Source organism: Streptomyces sp. Ncost-T10-10d (assembly GCF_900091955.1).
In the GTDB taxonomy this organism is placed as follows: Bacteria; Actinomycetota; Actinomycetes; order Streptomycetales; family Streptomycetaceae; genus Streptomyces.
The window spans coordinates 25,616-41,558 of record NZ_FMDF01000090.1 but is presented as its reverse complement, the minus strand read 5'-3'; the positions used below and the strand labels follow the sequence as shown (position 1 = coordinate 41,558).

General features: G+C 66.8%; 16 protein-coding genes and 1 pseudogene. 4 read left to right on the top strand and 13 right to left on the bottom strand.

Annotated elements, in window-relative coordinates:
- Window positions 1–351: 351 nt before the first annotated feature.
- Complete coding sequence (locus tag GA0115254_RS13910; RefSeq protein WP_093895586.1) at window positions 352–888, bottom strand: HAD domain-containing protein; 537 nt, start codon at window positions 886–888, stop codon at window positions 352–354.
- A gap of 300 nt (window positions 889–1,188) precedes the next feature.
- Here GA0115254_RS13910 and GA0115254_RS44435 point away from each other — a divergent pair, with 300 nt between their 5' ends.
- Window positions 1,189–1,353, top strand: a complete 165-nt coding sequence (locus GA0115254_RS44435) for a hypothetical protein (RefSeq protein ID WP_176740109.1) — start codon at window positions 1,189–1,191, stop codon at window positions 1,351–1,353.
- Window positions 1,354–1,425: 72 nt separating this feature from the next.
- Complete coding sequence (locus GA0115254_RS45995; RefSeq protein ID WP_256102562.1) at window positions 1,426–1,560, top strand: hypothetical protein; 135 nt, start codon at window positions 1,426–1,428, stop codon at window positions 1,558–1,560.
- 118 nt (window positions 1,561–1,678) lie between these two features.
- Here GA0115254_RS45995 and GA0115254_RS13905 read toward each other — a convergent pair whose 3' ends face one another.
- From GA0115254_RS13905 to GA0115254_RS13890, 4 genes are all read right to left on the bottom strand, one after another.
- Entirely contained in the window at window positions 1,679–2,338 is a 660-nt protein-coding gene (locus GA0115254_RS13905; protein WP_176740108.1) for an HAD family hydrolase, read from the bottom strand.
- Between the two features lie 140 nt (window positions 2,339–2,478).
- On the bottom strand, window positions 2,479–2,862 hold the full coding sequence (locus GA0115254_RS13900) for a DUF6009 family protein (protein WP_093895584.1): 384 nt from the start codon (window positions 2,860–2,862) through the stop codon (window positions 2,479–2,481).
- Window positions 2,859–4,253, bottom strand: a complete 1,395-nt coding sequence (locus GA0115254_RS13895) for a DNA primase family protein (protein ID WP_176740113.1) — start codon at window positions 4,251–4,253, stop codon at window positions 2,859–2,861. Before GA0115254_RS13895 ends, GA0115254_RS13900 begins: the two co-directional genes overlap by 4 nt.
- Before the next feature lie 122 nt (window positions 4,254–4,375).
- Entirely contained in the window at window positions 4,376–5,500 is a 1,125-nt protein-coding gene (locus tag GA0115254_RS13890; RefSeq protein ID WP_093895582.1) for a bifunctional DNA primase/polymerase, read from the bottom strand.
- A 1,985-nt stretch (window positions 5,501–7,485) separates the two neighbouring features.
- Here GA0115254_RS13890 and GA0115254_RS43120 point away from each other — a divergent pair.
- Window positions 7,486–7,980 (top strand): ATP-binding protein, encoded by a 495-nt coding sequence (locus GA0115254_RS43120; protein WP_107451332.1) that lies wholly within the window; start codon window positions 7,486–7,488, stop codon window positions 7,978–7,980.
- 461 nt (window positions 7,981–8,441) lie between these two features.
- Window positions 8,442–9,230, top strand: a complete 789-nt coding sequence (locus GA0115254_RS13880) for an NAD-dependent epimerase/dehydratase family protein (protein WP_256102561.1) — start codon at window positions 8,442–8,444, stop codon at window positions 9,228–9,230.
- A 77-nt stretch (window positions 9,231–9,307) separates the two neighbouring features.
- On the opposite strand, the pseudogene GA0115254_RS43115 reads toward GA0115254_RS13880, so the two are convergent.
- The 8 genes and pseudogenes from GA0115254_RS43115 to GA0115254_RS13845 all read right to left on the bottom strand — a co-directional run.
- Window positions 9,308–9,412, bottom strand: a pseudogene (locus GA0115254_RS43115) (IS5/IS1182 family transposase); the annotation flags it as partial.
- A 279-nt stretch (window positions 9,413–9,691) separates the two neighbouring features.
- Window positions 9,692–10,837: an RNA polymerase sigma factor gene (locus GA0115254_RS13875; RefSeq protein ID WP_093895579.1), complete on the bottom strand. Its 1,146-nt coding sequence runs from the start codon at window positions 10,835–10,837 to the stop codon at window positions 9,692–9,694.
- Window positions 10,838–10,845: 8 nt separating this feature from the next.
- Window positions 10,846–11,253 (bottom strand): YciI family protein, encoded by a 408-nt coding sequence (locus GA0115254_RS13870; protein ID WP_093895578.1) that lies wholly within the window; start codon window positions 11,251–11,253, stop codon window positions 10,846–10,848.
- A 234-nt stretch (window positions 11,254–11,487) separates the two neighbouring features.
- Complete coding sequence (locus GA0115254_RS13865; RefSeq protein WP_093895577.1) at window positions 11,488–11,679, bottom strand: hypothetical protein; 192 nt, start codon at window positions 11,677–11,679, stop codon at window positions 11,488–11,490.
- Between the two features lie 145 nt (window positions 11,680–11,824).
- Window positions 11,825–12,409, bottom strand: a complete 585-nt coding sequence (locus GA0115254_RS13860) for an IPT/TIG domain-containing protein (RefSeq protein WP_093895576.1) — start codon at window positions 12,407–12,409, stop codon at window positions 11,825–11,827.
- A 1,077-nt stretch (window positions 12,410–13,486) separates the two neighbouring features.
- Window positions 13,487–13,918: a VOC family protein gene (locus GA0115254_RS13855; protein ID WP_256102560.1), complete on the bottom strand. Its 432-nt coding sequence runs from the start codon at window positions 13,916–13,918 to the stop codon at window positions 13,487–13,489.
- A 183-nt stretch (window positions 13,919–14,101) separates the two neighbouring features.
- Window positions 14,102–15,331 carry an RNA polymerase sigma factor gene (locus tag GA0115254_RS13850; protein ID WP_093895574.1) on the bottom strand — a complete coding sequence of 410 codons (1,230 nt, stop codon included), beginning with the start codon at window positions 15,329–15,331 and terminating at the stop codon, window positions 14,102–14,104.
- Window positions 15,328–15,699, bottom strand: coding sequence for a YciI family protein (locus GA0115254_RS13845; RefSeq protein WP_093895573.1), 372 nt, complete (start codon window positions 15,697–15,699; stop codon window positions 15,328–15,330). Before GA0115254_RS13845 ends, GA0115254_RS13850 begins: the two co-directional genes overlap by 4 nt.
- Window positions 15,700–15,943 lie beyond the last annotated feature (244 nt).

Sequence of the window (15,943 nt, the reverse complement as noted above, 5' to 3'; positions counted from 1 at the left end):
GCAGTGTCTTCGCCCGGACCCGGACACTGAAGATGTCGCCGGCGCCTTGCCGTGGCGGGCACTTCGGCTCCTCGCCCCGACGGTGACAGTCTTCAGGAGTTCCTGTGCCGATTTTATGCCTTCGGGGTCGATGACGACGCCGTACTGGGTGCGCAGGGTAACGGCGACACCAACGAGCTTCCGATCGATCGTCGCGTACGCGCGCTTCTCGCGGTTCCGGAGGAAGTCGACAAACGCATCTTGCTGTATCGAGTGCGGCGAGGCGAAAACGAAGGTCGTCGTCGCATCCGGTGGACAGAAGCGGGCGGACGTAAGCGGCGGCTGGCAGTCGGCCGTCGAGGGCGTGCTCGGTCACGCTGCCGCGTCGGGCAGAGCCGTCGCCCAGTTCGCGAGGACAGCGAAGTCATCCGGCAAGAGACCGAGACGCGGATTGATCCAGTGCAGAAGCGTGGGCGCATCATGGTGAACTCCGAGCCATTCCCGGTCCTCGGGGCCGAGTTCATCATCTACCCAGGCGAACGCGCGGCCGGCGGCGTACTGCACCAGCGCTCGAGTCTTCCAGTGCAGGCGCGCGTCGGTTTCCGGTGTCGCGGGCCAGTCGACGAACGGCAATGCAGGCAGCCCAAGGTGCGGACCGATCCACTCGTTCGCCTCTGCCCTCCAAGTGGTTGCCCATACCAGCTCGTAGGGCAACGAAAGAAGCTGTGCGCCATGGTCGTGGTTCAGCCACACCCGCAGGGGCTTTGTCCACGGGTTCTCCCAGCCGGTCGGTCGCATGCGATGCGTGCTGTACCCCTCAGGCCGCTTGTGCGGTGCAGCATCGTACGGGTTCAGCGGGCCGTCCACATCGAGGAAGAGCAGTGGGCGCGAGTCTCTGCCCTTCGGCATGTTTTCTCCCCTCGGCATGACTCTTGACATATGAGCTCATCGTGAATTTGGGGTCGCATGTCGAACTGACTTGTCGTCACGTTCGCTCCTATTTAACTGACTTGACGGTCCGACAGACGATTTCGGAATCGACCCTCTACGGCCTCCTCGTAAGAAGTACGTCTCAACACATCTTAGGCAACGGGAGGAGCATTGAGGCTTACGCTGCCATCGGCCAACCCGCCGAGGAATTTCAGGAGCGTCTCCTGGCATTGCTCACCGAGTACGCCACCTGACGTCGAACTCGACGCAACCTGGACCGTGGCACGAGCAGGGCAGTACTACCGATCCCTGCCCCAGCGCGCCCGCCGCGTCGTCAAACTGGTAGTGGCGCGTGGCGGCTATGCGCCCGCCGACGACCGCCGCGACGACAAGAACGCCAGCCTCTGTGGACACAACGCCGCCCCCGAGGCGTGGTACGAGTAGCGCACGACCCAGAGGGAAGCCCCGGAGAAGCCGGTCTGCGCACTCGGCGGCTCCTGGGACACGCGCCGGGCCGTGACCGCGCTCCAGGACGCCGGACACGAAGTCACCGACAAGCGGGCCCGGCAACCCCTCCGTGATCTGGCCGCTGCCGGCGTACTGGCGACGACGGCCGCCAACAGCGCCACCTACCGCTTCAACGAGCAGTGAAGACCACCACGGTGCAGAGACTGCTGTGCGTTGGCGATCTGGTGCGTGGCCCGTGTGGCTGTTGTTGTCCGCGATGGACATGTCTTTCGGGTGGTTGGCGGCGCGGCTCTGCAGATGTTCAGTGAGGGGCGGTCGCCAACAGTCCGGGCAGTTCGCGCATGTCGTCGAACACGGTGGTACCTGGTCCTTCCAGTCGCGATGCCGACGTGAGACCGCCGCAGTACCCGAAGGCCAGCATTCCGGCGGCACGGGCTGCCTGGACTCCGTACGCGCTGTCCTCGATCACCGCGCACCGCCCGGGGTCCACGCCCATGGAGCGGGCCGCGTGAAGGAAGAGATCGGGAGCAGGCTTGCCTGTCGAGACGTCGTCGGCGCTGAAGATGCGCCCCGTGAAGTGGTCGCTCAACGCGACGATCTCCAGATTTCGTCTGACGCCGTCGCGGTCGCCGTTCGAAGCGACGCAGACGGGTGTGGTGAGGCCGTTCAAAGCCTCTGCGATGCCGTCGACAGCGGTCAGTTCGGCTTCAAAGGCTGCCCGGTACAGATGCTCGTACTGCTGCTGCCAGTCCTTCTCCAGCCGCCGTCCGAGCCGTTCCTCCACGGCGGCCGTGTAAACCTCGGTGGACGAGCCCACGAACCGCTCTATGATCTCGGCCTCGGTGAACGAGCACCCCAGGTCAGCCGTGATCGCTGCGTCCACTTTGACGCATATTCGCTCACTGTCCACCAGCACACCGTCACAGTCGAAGATCACCAGGTCAAAAGGGCTCCGCGTCATGACCGACAGTGTAGAGCCGTGGTCGGCCAACCCCCGTACCGTATTTCGCTGTTGTCGGACCCGCAGGGGCGAGAGGATACGGGGCGGAGCGACCCGGCGGGTCCCAGTCGCTGCCTGGCTCCTGGACCAGAAAGTGCAGATCAGAGGCTGCGAGGAGAATCGGACAGCGGCCCGCCCTCGGAGCGCCGGGTTTTGCAGCCCTTGACGCGAGGGGCGAGGGTGCGGGGGTCGACGGCTTCGGACGGCGCGCCGGAGGCGTAGAGACCGTCGGGCTGCCCATCACGGTCGTGGGGCAGGAGCCAGAAGACGCGGCGCAGGAAGGTGCCTGAGGCGCGTGAGGAGCGGGAGGTGGGGCCGAGCACGGCATAGCCGACCATACGGCCGTCCCGGTGGTACGCGGGTTTTCCGCGACGGGTGGGGAGCCGGTCAAGGCTCTGGCGGACATACTCGAGCGCGTCGGTGTTTTCGAGCCAGACGAGGGCGTTCTCATGGGCGAGTTGACCGGGCTCGATGAGGACGCTCATGCTTTCTCTCCGGAATCAGAAATCAGCCCGATACCGGGGTAGAACTTGCGCTGGTTGGACAGGATCATCTTCTTGGGTGTGGCGATGCCGACGGTCTCACGCACACGTGCGGCGAACGCCCGTGAGGAGATCGGGTTGGCGCCCTGGATCCGGCACCAGTTCCGGTAGCTGCTGTAGAGCTGGGTCTGTTCCGCACGCAGGGCGGGGTCCACGGTGCAGCATTCGCCCAGGAACCGGCCCGTGTGGTCTTCGGTCTCCACATACGCGGAGGTGGCGGTGCGCACTTGCGTGGGGCCGGTCAGATCGCGAGGGCCGTTCAGATAGTGGCGCGCGCCGGTGACGAGCCAGTGCAGGATGCCGGGCCCTTCTTCGGTGACCAGGACGTCGGCGAGGTTCTCGGCCTTCCGGTCGTCAGCGACGATCCGCTCGAACGGGATCAGCCTCATCCGGCTCCGGAACGCGTAGCCGCCCGCGCCGACCTCGGGGCGGTGATTGCCGTGCAGCCACAGTTTATGGGTGGGGGCGAAACTGAAGAAGTCCTGCCGCATCCTGCGGGCCTTGATCCGGTCTCCGCCAGTCAGTAACTTGACGCGAGACTCGTCGAAGCGGTCGCCGGGCTTGAGTTCGGAGCAGACGATGATGCGTCGGCCATGCAGCTCGGCGAGATCGGTGGGGTGCCCTTCGTACGACCGGGCCATCAGGAAACCGGGCGGGGCGGCATCCGCGTAATCGCCCATGAGATTGACCATGACGTCCAGAAGAACGCTCTTGCCGTTCCTCCCCTTTCCGTACAGGAACGGAATGACCCGCGCGCCGACTTCCCCGGTGATCGAGTAACCCAGCAGCTCGTGCAGGAAGTCGATCACCTGACGGCCGTCGGCGTCGTCGCCGAACGTGTCAGTCAGGAACCGCTGCCAGCGCGGTGTTCCCATCGGCCGGGCTTCGACGCTCGTGGCACGCGAGTGGAAGTGCCTCTCCGGATCCGGCGCGGCGACCAGACCTGTGTGTAGGTCGATCACCCCGTGCGGCGTGCACAGCGCATAGGGATCCGCGTTCAGCAGCGAAGCGTTGAGAACCATCCCCGGTGCGGCCTTGGCCTGTATCAGCATGGCCCTCATTCCGGACGTAGCCAGAGCTCGTCGGCGGTGCCGGCGCAGCTCCGCCTCGCTGTGCCGCCCGTGCGGGTCGGTCTCCGCCAGTCTCTCGGCCATCTCACCGGCCGCCCACAGTACGGTGTCGTCCTCGTCGAACTCCCACCGGTAGCCCGACCACCGGTACCAGCCCAGGCCCGGCACATGCCTGAAGTCCCGCCCGTACAAGTCGACGAACAGCTTGGCGTTGCCACGGTCACTGAGGGTGTCGGGCAGCAGACCGTGCCCGGTTGCCCGCATCCCCGTCGGAACAGCTCTCTTGGTGGCCTGCGCCGGGACGGTGTTGGCGGGCGGGCCGAGCAGAATCTGGCGCGCGACCTCTTGAGGGTCGAACGGCGCATCGTCGTGGCTCGGTGCGTGATTCACCTCCGGCCTCCCAGGTCGAGGGGACGGCGGCTGCCCGCAAGCATCCCGGGCTGGATGACGCGCAATGTCCGGCGCTCCCGGCCCGGGCACACTTGAACCGCGGCCGCCACAAGGGCCGCTTCGGCGTGCAACGCTGCCAGGCGGCCTGTGGCGACCAGGCCGTCCACGGTGTAGGCGGCTCGGTTGAGCTGGGCACTGAAACGTGCCCCTTCTGTCACAGCGGTGCAGTCAAAGGCCGGGGCCAGGACGGTAGCCGGAGTCGCTTCGGCGACGCGCAAGCTGCCGCCTGCGGCCAGGACGGTCTCCCGGGCACGCTGCGGCACAGGCGTGACGCGGTCCCGCTGGGCAGGTGGCGCCGGACAGTGGCCGGTCCTGACGAGCTCGACGGCGAGCCAGTCCGGCAGTCGCGCCGGGCGGTGCATCGGGTCGAGAGCCTGGTACGTTCCGACGGCTGTCCTTGTCCCGGGTGCGAGGATGTCACCGCCGTGGGCACCTACATCCACTTGCCGGGCCAGCGCCCGGACCGGACTTGAGCCCGCCGAACGCCGCCAGGTGTGCCCCGGCGCAGCGGCGTACCAGATGTGGAGCCCTCCGGACGGAGTACGCACCCGCAGCGTCGACACATCCTGGGCGGGGTCCTCCGCAGCCCGCCGCGCCGCGAGGAGCGCGAGACTGTGAAATCCATGCTGGAGCTCTTGCAGTGACGTCGAAGGGGGAATCGAGATGCCGGGCAGCAGCCGGTCCCGCTCGGGCAACGGTGTCTCGTGGGCATCGACTTCGATGCCGACCGGACCAGCCGGTCCGCACGCGATACCAACCCCGAACTCAGGCTGTTCCGCCGACCTTGCCCGGATACACCCGGCATCGGTCGTTGCGGCGTGGAAGCCGTGACGCCAACGACCAGCCCGGATGCACGGGAACTCGCGGTGACTGTGGTCCGGTGTTCGACAGTCGTGGCAATTGGCCGGTGTTGTCTTGCGACGGGCAGCCAGCGGGTGCACCGGCCGGCTCCGCCGGGCGCACCACGGCGCGATCGATGGGGCGTCGGGCAACGGAGTTGCCGGTTGAGACGCTCCGGTCCCGCCTGAGTTGCTGTCACATAGGCGCAGCTCAGGAACCATACGAACTCCTTTCAGCGACTGAAGCGACTCAAATTCCAAATAGGTTGAGCACAGATGGACGGGAACGTCTTGGGTGCGCACGGGGCCCGCCCGGTGCCTGTTGCCCTCATGTTCATCCAACTGCACGGAGTAGTATCCAATCGAGGAACTATCTGGCTGAATCGGTGCGGTGGAGACAAGGAAACATCCCTTGCCTCATCCATAAGCGCCAAGCTCGATGACCTACCTATGGGAGGGATTTCGATTTCCGTATAAATGCGCTCTCCGGAGGGATCCAGGTGATGCACCGGGAGGTACAACATGGAAATGGCTGATTGTTATACAGGCGTGGCTGGCGAGCGTCGTCCGATGCCACTCACCCCGACGTGAAGACACCACAGGAAGCCTGCCGATCCGGCACCAGTTCCATGACCAATCCCTTCGCCGGCACGCCATTACATTTGCTGCAGCATCGAGGCTGCACTATTCCATGACCGAGCGTCAAATGATGAACGCAGTGTGTTGGCCGGAGTCAGGGTCGCTGCGCAACATGCCTGCTCACAGCGGCGGCAGGCCCACCTCACACCCCCCGTGGACAGGCCGATTCGCGATGCTGCGGGTGATCCCGGCGCGAGCGGTGTGGTTTTCGGCCGAGACATGGGTGCCGGTGACGACGCCGAAGTGAACAGCCGTAGAACTTAAGGGTCGTGGGGTCATGACACCACATGACTCCGACATAGGGTGCCACCGCCCATCGAATTCCACCGCGCGGTCACGCCGAACAGATCACGCCAAGGATGGCCGTTGCGGACCGTCATGAAAGGGAATCAGGAGAAGCGATTCACCAGGGGAACAGTTGAAACATGTGGCACCGATTTCACGGCATCGCGGGCCGCCCACGCACATGAACCACTTCGTCCGAATGATTGATGTCGGACCCGCCCAGGGAGCCTTCGATCGGTCCGGTGCGAGTGACGAGCATATTCCTACAACTGCGCCATTCGGGTGAATGCCCGTCAGCTTTGTTGCTGTCATATGTGACCGAGAGGATAACTGTCACTATCCAAACCGGTGGGCCGCCCACCCTCCCCGGGGGAGCGGCTGCTCATTTGTCTCGTAGCTATCCAGGTGAGGTGAAGACCTGGGGGATCTGCTGGGCGTGACTGCCGCAATGGGCACCCCCGTGGGAGGGGTTTGGATCCGCCAGTCGGTGCCGGAAACCGGTGCCGACTGGCACGGCGGCCCATGTGACCTCTTTTGGGGGGCACCATGCGAGCTTCCCTGGCGATTGTTCCTCCGTCCGAGGGCCGGCCCCGGTCTGCCGAGTTCCGCAGTGAGACAGCTCCGACCAACGCAGCGAAACGCCGATCGACGGGGCCTTCTTGCCGCTCTCACGCTGTTCTGAGCCAACCCGCTCACCATCGTGCACGGTGCGGAGGCATTGCCGGAGCACGGAGTCTGCTGCCCACCATGGCACCGCATCACCCTCAGGGCGGCCGATGGCCACCGACGTCCGGACCTCGTTCGGTGACTGGCGTTTCCGCCCCCGCTCCCGACCCGGCAGCCGCATCACCACGCGACACAGGCACTGTGCGTGTGGCCGAGACCACCTCCTGCGGATTCAGGGGCCCGATGCCATCCCTCTCGGCGGGTTCACCGCTCATCTCACTTATGTGCTGCCGACAGCGGCAACGCAATCAACCGCAAAACGGTGCCGGCCCGAGCGTCGCCACCATGGACCGCAGCTGATCCGGGGCGGGGTCGACACCACTGCGGAGGCGGGACCGCGGGCGGCCTGACTCACCCTTCGTACGGCCGCCGCGCCGACGGCCCCCGCTTCCCGCCACTGAACCGCCCACTTGGCCCGCGGCACAGTTGTCCACGGCCGGCCGGCACGTCACTACGGCAGGAAACCCGCAGCCAGCGGCTCGGGCCGCGTCCCTTCCGGAAGCGCAATCCTGTCCCCCACCTCACAGGGCAATACACCTAGGACGAGAGGAAGAGCCATGCTGCCGACTGCTTGGTCGGGGGCACAGATCGCACTGTCCCCCCAAGAGATTGAACAATGGCCAAAAACGGTGTCCGCCCGGACCCTGGCCGACGGTTGGCCAAGCAGTCGACTGGCCTCGTTCCGCGTGCCAACACTGGAGCGAGCGGTGCCGGTCTGCCGCCAACTGGCTCGGTTGTGGATGGACTCGGAGGACATAACAGACGAAAGTGTCCGTTGTGCGGCCTTACTCGTGATCTCCGAGTTGATGACCAACGCCGTCGTCCACACCAACAGCGTCTCGATCACCGGCCGCCTGCAAAAGGACGGTGACTGGCTTCTGGTGGAAGTCCAGGACGAAGGTGGAAAATCCTCCGACCCGCACCGCGGCGGCAATGCCAATGAATACGGTCGAGGTCTGGTGGTGGTCGCGCAGTCCGCCCAGGCACTGGGAACACGGTTGGAGACCGACGGCGGCCGCACCTTCTGGGCACGGATCTCGCTGACCGGGTGAAACCGTCCAGATGTCGTTCCGCGACCCGGACACCGTCCTCCGAGCCCCCTGTCCGACGGCCGGGGAAGAGCCATCAGGATCTCCGTTCTCTCCAGAACCTTCCCCACGACGTCAACTCCAGGCGCCTCCGGCTTCGGTGACCGGCCGGGTGGCAAGCTTGTCGTGGTGGCCGAGGGCCCTGGCGATGACAGGGGCCGGGGCCTGGAGGACGTGCCGGCGGATCGCGGAGGTCCTGCCGCGTTGCGGTGGGATGCCGATGTCCGGTAAGTAGCCTTGCGGGCTACCAAGTTCATCGGTTGCAGCCGATACATCCCCCGCGATCAATGAAGGTCCCGACGGCGGCCAGAGTTGGGCTGTCCGAACGCCTTCCGGGTGATCGTCCGGCGATGAGACGATTGCCGCCTGCCAGGATCAGGCGTTGTTGAGGTCGAACAGGGAGACGTGCAGTGAGGCTGGGAACAGTGGTAGTCACCGGGGCAGCAGGAAACATCGGCTCGGTCGTACGCCGCGCGTTGCGCAGCGAGGTCAGCCGTCTCGTCTTGCTCGACCGCGTTCCCCTCCAGGTCGAGGCCGCGAACGAGGTGGTCCACACCGTCGATCTTCGGGACGCGGCCGCCGTCGAGGCTGCGCTCGAGGAAGCGGACGCCGTGCTCCACCTGGGCGGCCTGCCGGACGAAGCACCGCTTGAGCATCTCCTGGAAGCCAACGTGCTGGGCACCCACCATGTCCTGGAGGCCGCTCGCCGCGCGGCGATTCCACGGGTCGTACTGGCCAGCAGTAACCGCGTGACCGGTTTCTATCCCAGGGCCCATCGCACCGGTCCACAGGAGCCGGTGCGCCCTGACGGGCTGTACGGGGTGAGCAAGGCAGCTGTCGAGGCTATGGGGCGGCTGTACTCGGACAAGTTCGATGTCTCCGTGATATGCCTTCGCATTGGCAGCTTCGAGGAGGCGCCCACCGAGTCGCGCCATCTGGCGACTTGGCTCAGCCCGCGCGATGCCGTCGGCTTCTGTCGCGCCGCGCTCATCGCCCCGCTCGCCACGCGTTTTGTCACGGTGTACGCCGTCTCTGCAAACACCCGCCGCTTCTGGGAACTCCCTGCGGAGTCCGAACTGGCCTACACGCCCGTCGACAACGCCGAAACATTTGCGACGCACATCACCGACGCCAACGTCCCTGCCGATCCCGAAGCTCCGCAAGCCGGCCCGTATGCCCTGCCCGAGTTCACGTTGAAACACATCCGCCCCTGACTCGCCCTTGGCCCACCGCTCAGTGTTCCGGTGGCTCTCCGAAGTGAGACGCCGGGCCAGCAATGGAGCGTGGGACATCCGGTGAGGGCGAGATTGCGAAGGCGGGCGATGGCGAGCATGCCCTGGTGGATGCCATCGCCCTTCAGCCTGCAGTCCCGCAGGGCCTTCCAGTTCTCGAGTCGGCCGAGACATGCTCAGCGCCCGGACGGGCTTTGCGACAAACCTATTTCGGCTCTTCGTGGATGAGCCTGGGCGAGCCGCCTCTCGGGCAGCCGAACCGTCGCAGATGGGTCACCTTCACCGGGCGCTCCAGCAGGCGGGCCTCTTGAGACTCCACGTCTCCAGAGCGCCTTCGTCGCCGCCGAGCTTCCCCGCCGGCAACGCGTCGTGCAGCTCGACCCGCCTGCTCACTTTGAGGCAACCACTCCCCAAGTGCTGGAGGAAAATCCGAGCGCGACCCGTCAGCGGCACCGGCGGGCGTTGAGCCGGGCGGCCTGGCGCGTCAGGTGGTCGCGCTCAGCGAGGTTGGGTGCCTTTTGGGCCGCCTCGGCATACAGCCGTGCCGCCGTCGCCAGGTCGCCGTCGCGCTCGTGCAGGTACGCCGCCACCGCGGCGTGGCGGGGCAGTGAGTCGTCCAGCGCCACGAGCACCGCCAGGCCGGCCCGCGGCCCGTCGGCCTCGCCGACGGCCACCGCTCGGTTGAGCCGGACAACCGGGCTGTCGGTCAGGCGCGTGAGCTCGTCATACCACTCGACGATCTGCACCCAGTCGGTCTCCTCAGCGGTGGGCGCGTCAGCGTGGAGTGCCGCGATGGCGGCCTGGGCCTGGAACTCACCCAGCCGGTCGCGGGCAAGGGCCGCTTGCAGGATCTCGACGCCCTCGGCGATCGACTCGGTGTCCCACCGGCTGCGATCCTGCTCGGCGAGTGGCACCAGGCTGCCGTCGGGCGCGGTCCGGGTGGCGCGCCGGGCATGGTGGAGCAGCATGAGGGCGAGCAGCCCCGCCACCTCGGGGTGGACGATCGCGGCCGCGAGCTGCCGGGTGAGCCGGATGGCCTCGGCGGCGAGGTCGACGTCGCCCAAGTAGCCCTCGTTGAAGACCAAGTAGAGGACGCGCAGCACGGTGGCGACGTCGCCGGGCTGGTCGAACCGCACGCCGGAGACGGTGCGCTTGGCCCGGCTGATGCGCTGCGCCATGGTCGCCTCGGGCACCAGGTAGGCCTGGGCGATCTGGCGGGTGGTCAGCCCGCCCACGGCGCGTAGCGTGAGCGCGACCGCGGACGACGGCGTCAGCGACGGGTGGGCACACAGGAAGTAGAGCTGGAGCGTGTCGTCCACCGCGGGCGCGGGCCCGGGCGCCGGCTCCTCGTCGATGCGGTCCTCACGCCGGCGGCGGGCGGTGTCCGCCCGGGTCGCGTCGAGGAACCGGCGCCAGGCCACGGTGACCAGCCAGCCCTTCGGGTCCCGCGGCAGGTCGGCCGGCCAGACGCGGACCGCCTCGACCAGCGCGTCCTGCACGGCGTCCTCGGCCGCCGCGAAGTCGGCTCCGCGGCGGACGAGGATCCCGAGCACGCTCGGCGTGAGGCTCCGGAGCAGGGCCTCGTTCATCGATGAGGTCACTCCGTGATGGTGGGCGGGCAGGCCAGGAACGGGCGCACCTCGAGCCACTCGTGGATCGGCTTCCCACCCGCCCCGGGGGCGGCCGACAGTTCCCCGGCCAGCTCGATGGCGCGCTCATAGCTGTCGACGTCGATCACCATCCAGCCGGCGATGAGGTCCTTGGTCTCGGCGAACGGGCCGTCGGTGACCGGTGGACGCCCCTCGCCGTCGTACCGGACGAACGTCCCCTCGGGGGCGAGCGCCTGACCGTCGACGAACTCGCCGGTCTTCTCGAGGCGGGCCGCGAATTCCTGCATGTACTGTACGTGGGCCGAGATCTCCTCCGGCGTCCACTGGTCCATCGGCACGTCGTTGACCGCAGCCGGGGCGCCGCGGTAGTGCTTCAGCAGCAGATACTTGGCCATCGTGTTTCTCCTCGGTGCTGGTGTGCGGCCCATTCTGGTCGCGTTCATTGCGGGGACGGAGCCGGTCATGGGTTCTCGACATCTTCTTCCGATTTTTTTGGCTCTCGTGGAGGAGCCTGGGTGAGCCGTGTCGTCGTGTCCGGGTGCACGGCGTGGCGCGAGGGCGAGACGGAGCGAGGCCTTCCGAGATCAACAGCGACCAAACAACTGAATCAAGAGAAGGCCTCGCGTGCGTCACTGTCCGTATGGTGCCGGCGCGTCGTAGTGCGCTCGGACGATGAGTTGTTCGATGCGGAGGGCATGCACGTCCTCGACGTCACCCGTGATCCCGACGTTGGCGGTGGGCAGGGTCTGGTGGTGTTGGTCGTCGAGTCCGACGCCGATCTGACCGGCTGCCCGGGCTGCGGGATGGTCTCGGTCGGCCACGGCCGGCGCGATCTCACCGGCCTCGGCCCCGGAGCCGTCCCTGATTCCGGACAGCGCCGGCCTGCGTAAGGAACTCGCAGACCGGCGTTGTTCGGCTCTGGCCCGTCGGCATGACGACGTGGCAGGTGAGAGGCGGTGGGGGATGTCAGATGTAGGTGTATCCGCCGGGGACGGTGGCGGTGCCGGCTGCGGTCGTGACCACGACCGGGACGTTGCCCGCGGCGGTGCCGGCCGGAATGATCCCGAAGAGCAGGATCCCGGTGGGGTCACTGACCAGCACGGTGGCCGGAACTCCGTTGACGTTGACAGTGCCACCGTTCAGGTTGGTGCCGGCGATCACGAACGGGGTACCGCCTGCGACCGGGCCCGAGGCCGGGGTGATACTGGTGGCGGTGGGAGGAGCAGGCGTGGACGGGTTCACGTAGGTGTAGAACACCGAGTTGCTCGTGCCACCGCCGGTGGTGACGGTGACGGGCACCGTGCCTGCGGCGTTCGCCGGGACCACGATCGTGACAGTGAGCCCCAGCATGTCCTGGGAGACGATGGTGGCCGGCGTGGTACCGAACAGAACGCTGGTGGCACCGCTGAGGCCCACTCCGAGGAGCTGAACCGTATTGCCGCCGACGACCGGTCCGGAGTTGGGCAGGACCGCCAGGAGCAGCGGGCCGAAGGGGAAAGGCAGTTGGGCGGCCGACTGCGACTGGTCGGTCGAGGTTGCGTTTGTGGACATGACGGTTCCTCCTACGACAGGCGGACCGTTGCGGTCCGCACAGGGACTGGCCGAGATCGACGGCAGGCTTCCCTCGTGCCCGACGTGCGGTCAGGGGTGAGAGGAAGAACGGCACTCGGCTTTGGGGAAGGCGACCGGGCAGCGGCTTGCGGCGATGAGTCCGCTGGGGACGGGGGCGGATCCGACGGCGACCGGGGCCGACGGCATCAGCCGCGACGTGCGCACCGCTGCCCGGTCTCAAGCACGGCGGGTCGCTTCACCAGCCGATGTCGGGAGCACCCACCGGCCGGTGGCTCTCCGGAGCAGCCATGCAGTGGCTCTGCTCGCCGGAGCCCTGCCAGCAGGAAGGGCCGAAACGGGCGGGCCAATTGCCGAGCTCCCCGGGGAGGGATGGGCGGCCCACCGGTTCAACGACTTCAGTAACCCCAATGAACGAACCGCCATCAACCCCTGCGCCAATTAATCACCCGATTGGCCCATCTCTCAATGCACTCCGAGAGCGGTGGCCGACCGCCGGTCGTTGCCGCCACTATCACGCCGAGATCATTTCACCGAAGCCAGCCACTACCGGATGGCCTCCAGAGTGTGTGCCATGCCTTTTCGGCCGTGATCTCCCGCCGGCAAACCATCGCGAATGCGACTTCGCGACCCAGTGGGAGCGAATTCGGGAATCCGGCCGAGAAGAAGACGTAAGAAATCACCGGTCCGACGACATGCCCGCGCTTCTGCCGTCCTTCGACACCCTCATGCGTCGAGGTGTATCCCACCGCGAACTGCGAGCAGCCGGCGGACAACCTCACGTTTTATTGACATCCACACGCTGCGGCCGTGGTCAGGGGGCGGCCACCACGACCGCTCGCCCCGGATACACGACGAGCAGTCGGGCGAACTTGCGCGCGGCTGGGGCGGTTCGGGAGCTTGGGGAGATGGCTTTTGGCTGAGTACTGGTTCTGGCACGACTTCTATGAAGCGCAGACGGAGTGTGACGACTGCTGGCGGCTCTGCTCAGATGGTTGACCTGGTGGCTGATCCACCGTCAGTGGCCGCCCACCCGGGAACCCCCGGAGCCGGGATGCCTCACAGGTCGGTAGCACGCTCATGGCGGGGCTCGTACAGGCCCACCTCGCCGCCACCCGGCAGACGGAATCTGGTGAGCCGTCCCCAGCGCGCATCGGTCACCGGCTGCGTGAACTCGACTCCCTTGGCGGTCAGGTTCTTCACGGTTGCCTCGACGTCGTCGCACATCAGATAGAGCTCCTGCGTCTCCGGGCCGTCCGTGGGATGCACGGCGACCTCGGTCGGCGGAAGCTTGAAAATCAGCCAGCCGCCTCCCGCGTCGACATGCGGATACTCGAGCACATCTCTGAAGAAGGCCCGGTCCGCTTCCGCATCACGGCTGTAGATGATGACGTGTCCACCGTTGATCACGCGGCCAGGATAAGTCTTGACAGGACAACGCGGTGCTGTGATGTCATACGGAGTGTTGCGGATCAATTTCTGGTCGACCATTCGAGCAGAGCCACTGGTCAACGGTGAATGGACCGACAGTCAGTCCTTGCGCTCTCCGGGCGGCTGCTTACTCAGGAGCTGTTCAGCTGCCTCGATCGCTTCTTCCTTCAGCGCCTCGACGGAGACACCCCAGTTCTCGTCCCAGTTGTCCAGGTTGAGCGCGCACGAGGATCGAGCCAGAATCTACGCTTTCACCCGGCCGGCCCGGGACTCCAGATAGCGCCGCTCGGCGATGCTGGCGGTGGATTTCGCGGCGCGCCGGTAGTGCTCGTACGCCCCGGCCGTGTCGCCGGTCTTCTCCAGCAGATGCGCCCGTACGGACAGCAGCCGATGATGCGCGGCCATCCGCTCGTCACTGTCCAATGTGGACAACAGGGCCAGCCCGGCCGCCGGACCCTCGGTCTCGGCGAGCGCGATCGCCCGGTTGAGGGTGACCATCGGGTTGGGCGCGATCCGTTCCAGGATCAGGTAGAGGGCATGCACCTGCGGCCAGTTGGTCCCGTCGGCCGTGGCCGCGTCGGCGTGCGTGGCGGCGATGGCGGCCTGCAGCTGGTAAGGCCCCAGCGCCGCGTCGGCGAACGACGCCTTGACCAGTTCGATGCCCTCGTCGATCAGCCCGCGGTCCCACTTCGTACGGTCCTGCTCGTCCAGCGGCACCAGGTCGCCGGCCGCCGTCGTACGTGCCTCGCGGCGGGCGTGGGTCAGCAGCATCAGCGCGAGCAGCCCGGTCACCTCGCCGTCCTCGGGCAGCTGCGCGTGGACCATCCTGGCCAGCCGGATCGCCTCGTGCGCAAGGTCGGCGCGGTGCAACTCGCTGCCCGAGGAGGCGGTGTAGCCCTCGTTGAAGATCAGGTAGAGCACGTGCAGGACGACCCGTAGCCGCTCCTCGCGCTCCGCCCCGTCCGGCAGGCTGAACGAGCTGCCGGTGGCCTTGATGCGCTGCTTGGCCCGGCTGATCCTGGCCGCCATCGTGGCCTCCGGCACCAGGAATGCACGGGCGATCTCGGCAGTGGTCAGGCCGCCGACCGCCCGAAGCGTCAGGGCGGTCTGGGAGGCCGCGGTCAGCGTCGGATGGCAGCACAGGAACAGCAGGACGAGCGTGTCGTCGGTGTCCGGTACCTCCTCGGGCACCACCTCGGTGGCCGTTGCCGCCTCCCGCTCGCGGCGCGCGTGATCACTGCGCATCTGGTCGATGAGCCGCCGGGACGCGACCGTCGTCAACCAGCCGCGCGGGTTGTTCGGCACTCCCTCGGCCGGCCACTGCACGGTGGCGGCGAGGACGGCCTCCTGTACGGCGTCCTCACATCCTTCGAACCGGCCGTGCCGACGTACCAACGTGCCGAGGACCTGCTGCGTGAGCTCACGCAGCAGGTCCTCGATGACTGGTGCTGGTGCTGGTGCTGGTGCTGTCATGCCTCCAATTGTCCGTCAGCGAACATCACCTGGCGCACCTCGATGCCCAAACCCTCGATCGCGGTGTCCGGGATCTGCGCTGCCAGTTCGATCGCCCGCTCCTTGTTCTCGCAGTCGATCAAGTAGAAGCCGCCCAGATACTCCTTGGACTCCAGGAAAGGTCCATCGGTCACCACCGGCTGGCCGTTGCGTACAGTCACCACGACGGCCTGTGACGGGTCGACCAGCGCCTGGGTGGTGATCAGCTCGCCGGACTTCTTCAACGCCTCGATGAACTTGCCGTGACCCTCACCGATCGCCCCCTTCTCCTTGTCGGTCAGCGCGTCCAGCACTGCCGGGTTGATGTACATGCTGATCAGGAACTGCATCTCGTACTCCTTGTAGTTCGCGAACCCCGGCTGGGCCCTTCGACCGGTTGGTCGGAGCCACCGCCGCCGTCTTGACATCCTCCGCCAGAAAGTTCGCATGAGTTTTTAGCCGTCGCATCGCCCGGGCCGCGAGGTCGCCATGTCTGGTGACGCCTCACCGTGGCAGACGCGAGAGATTTCTGTCCGTACCGGTGTCAAGAAGCTCTCGACCGCTCCGACCAACCGGCGAAACGTCGAGAGAACA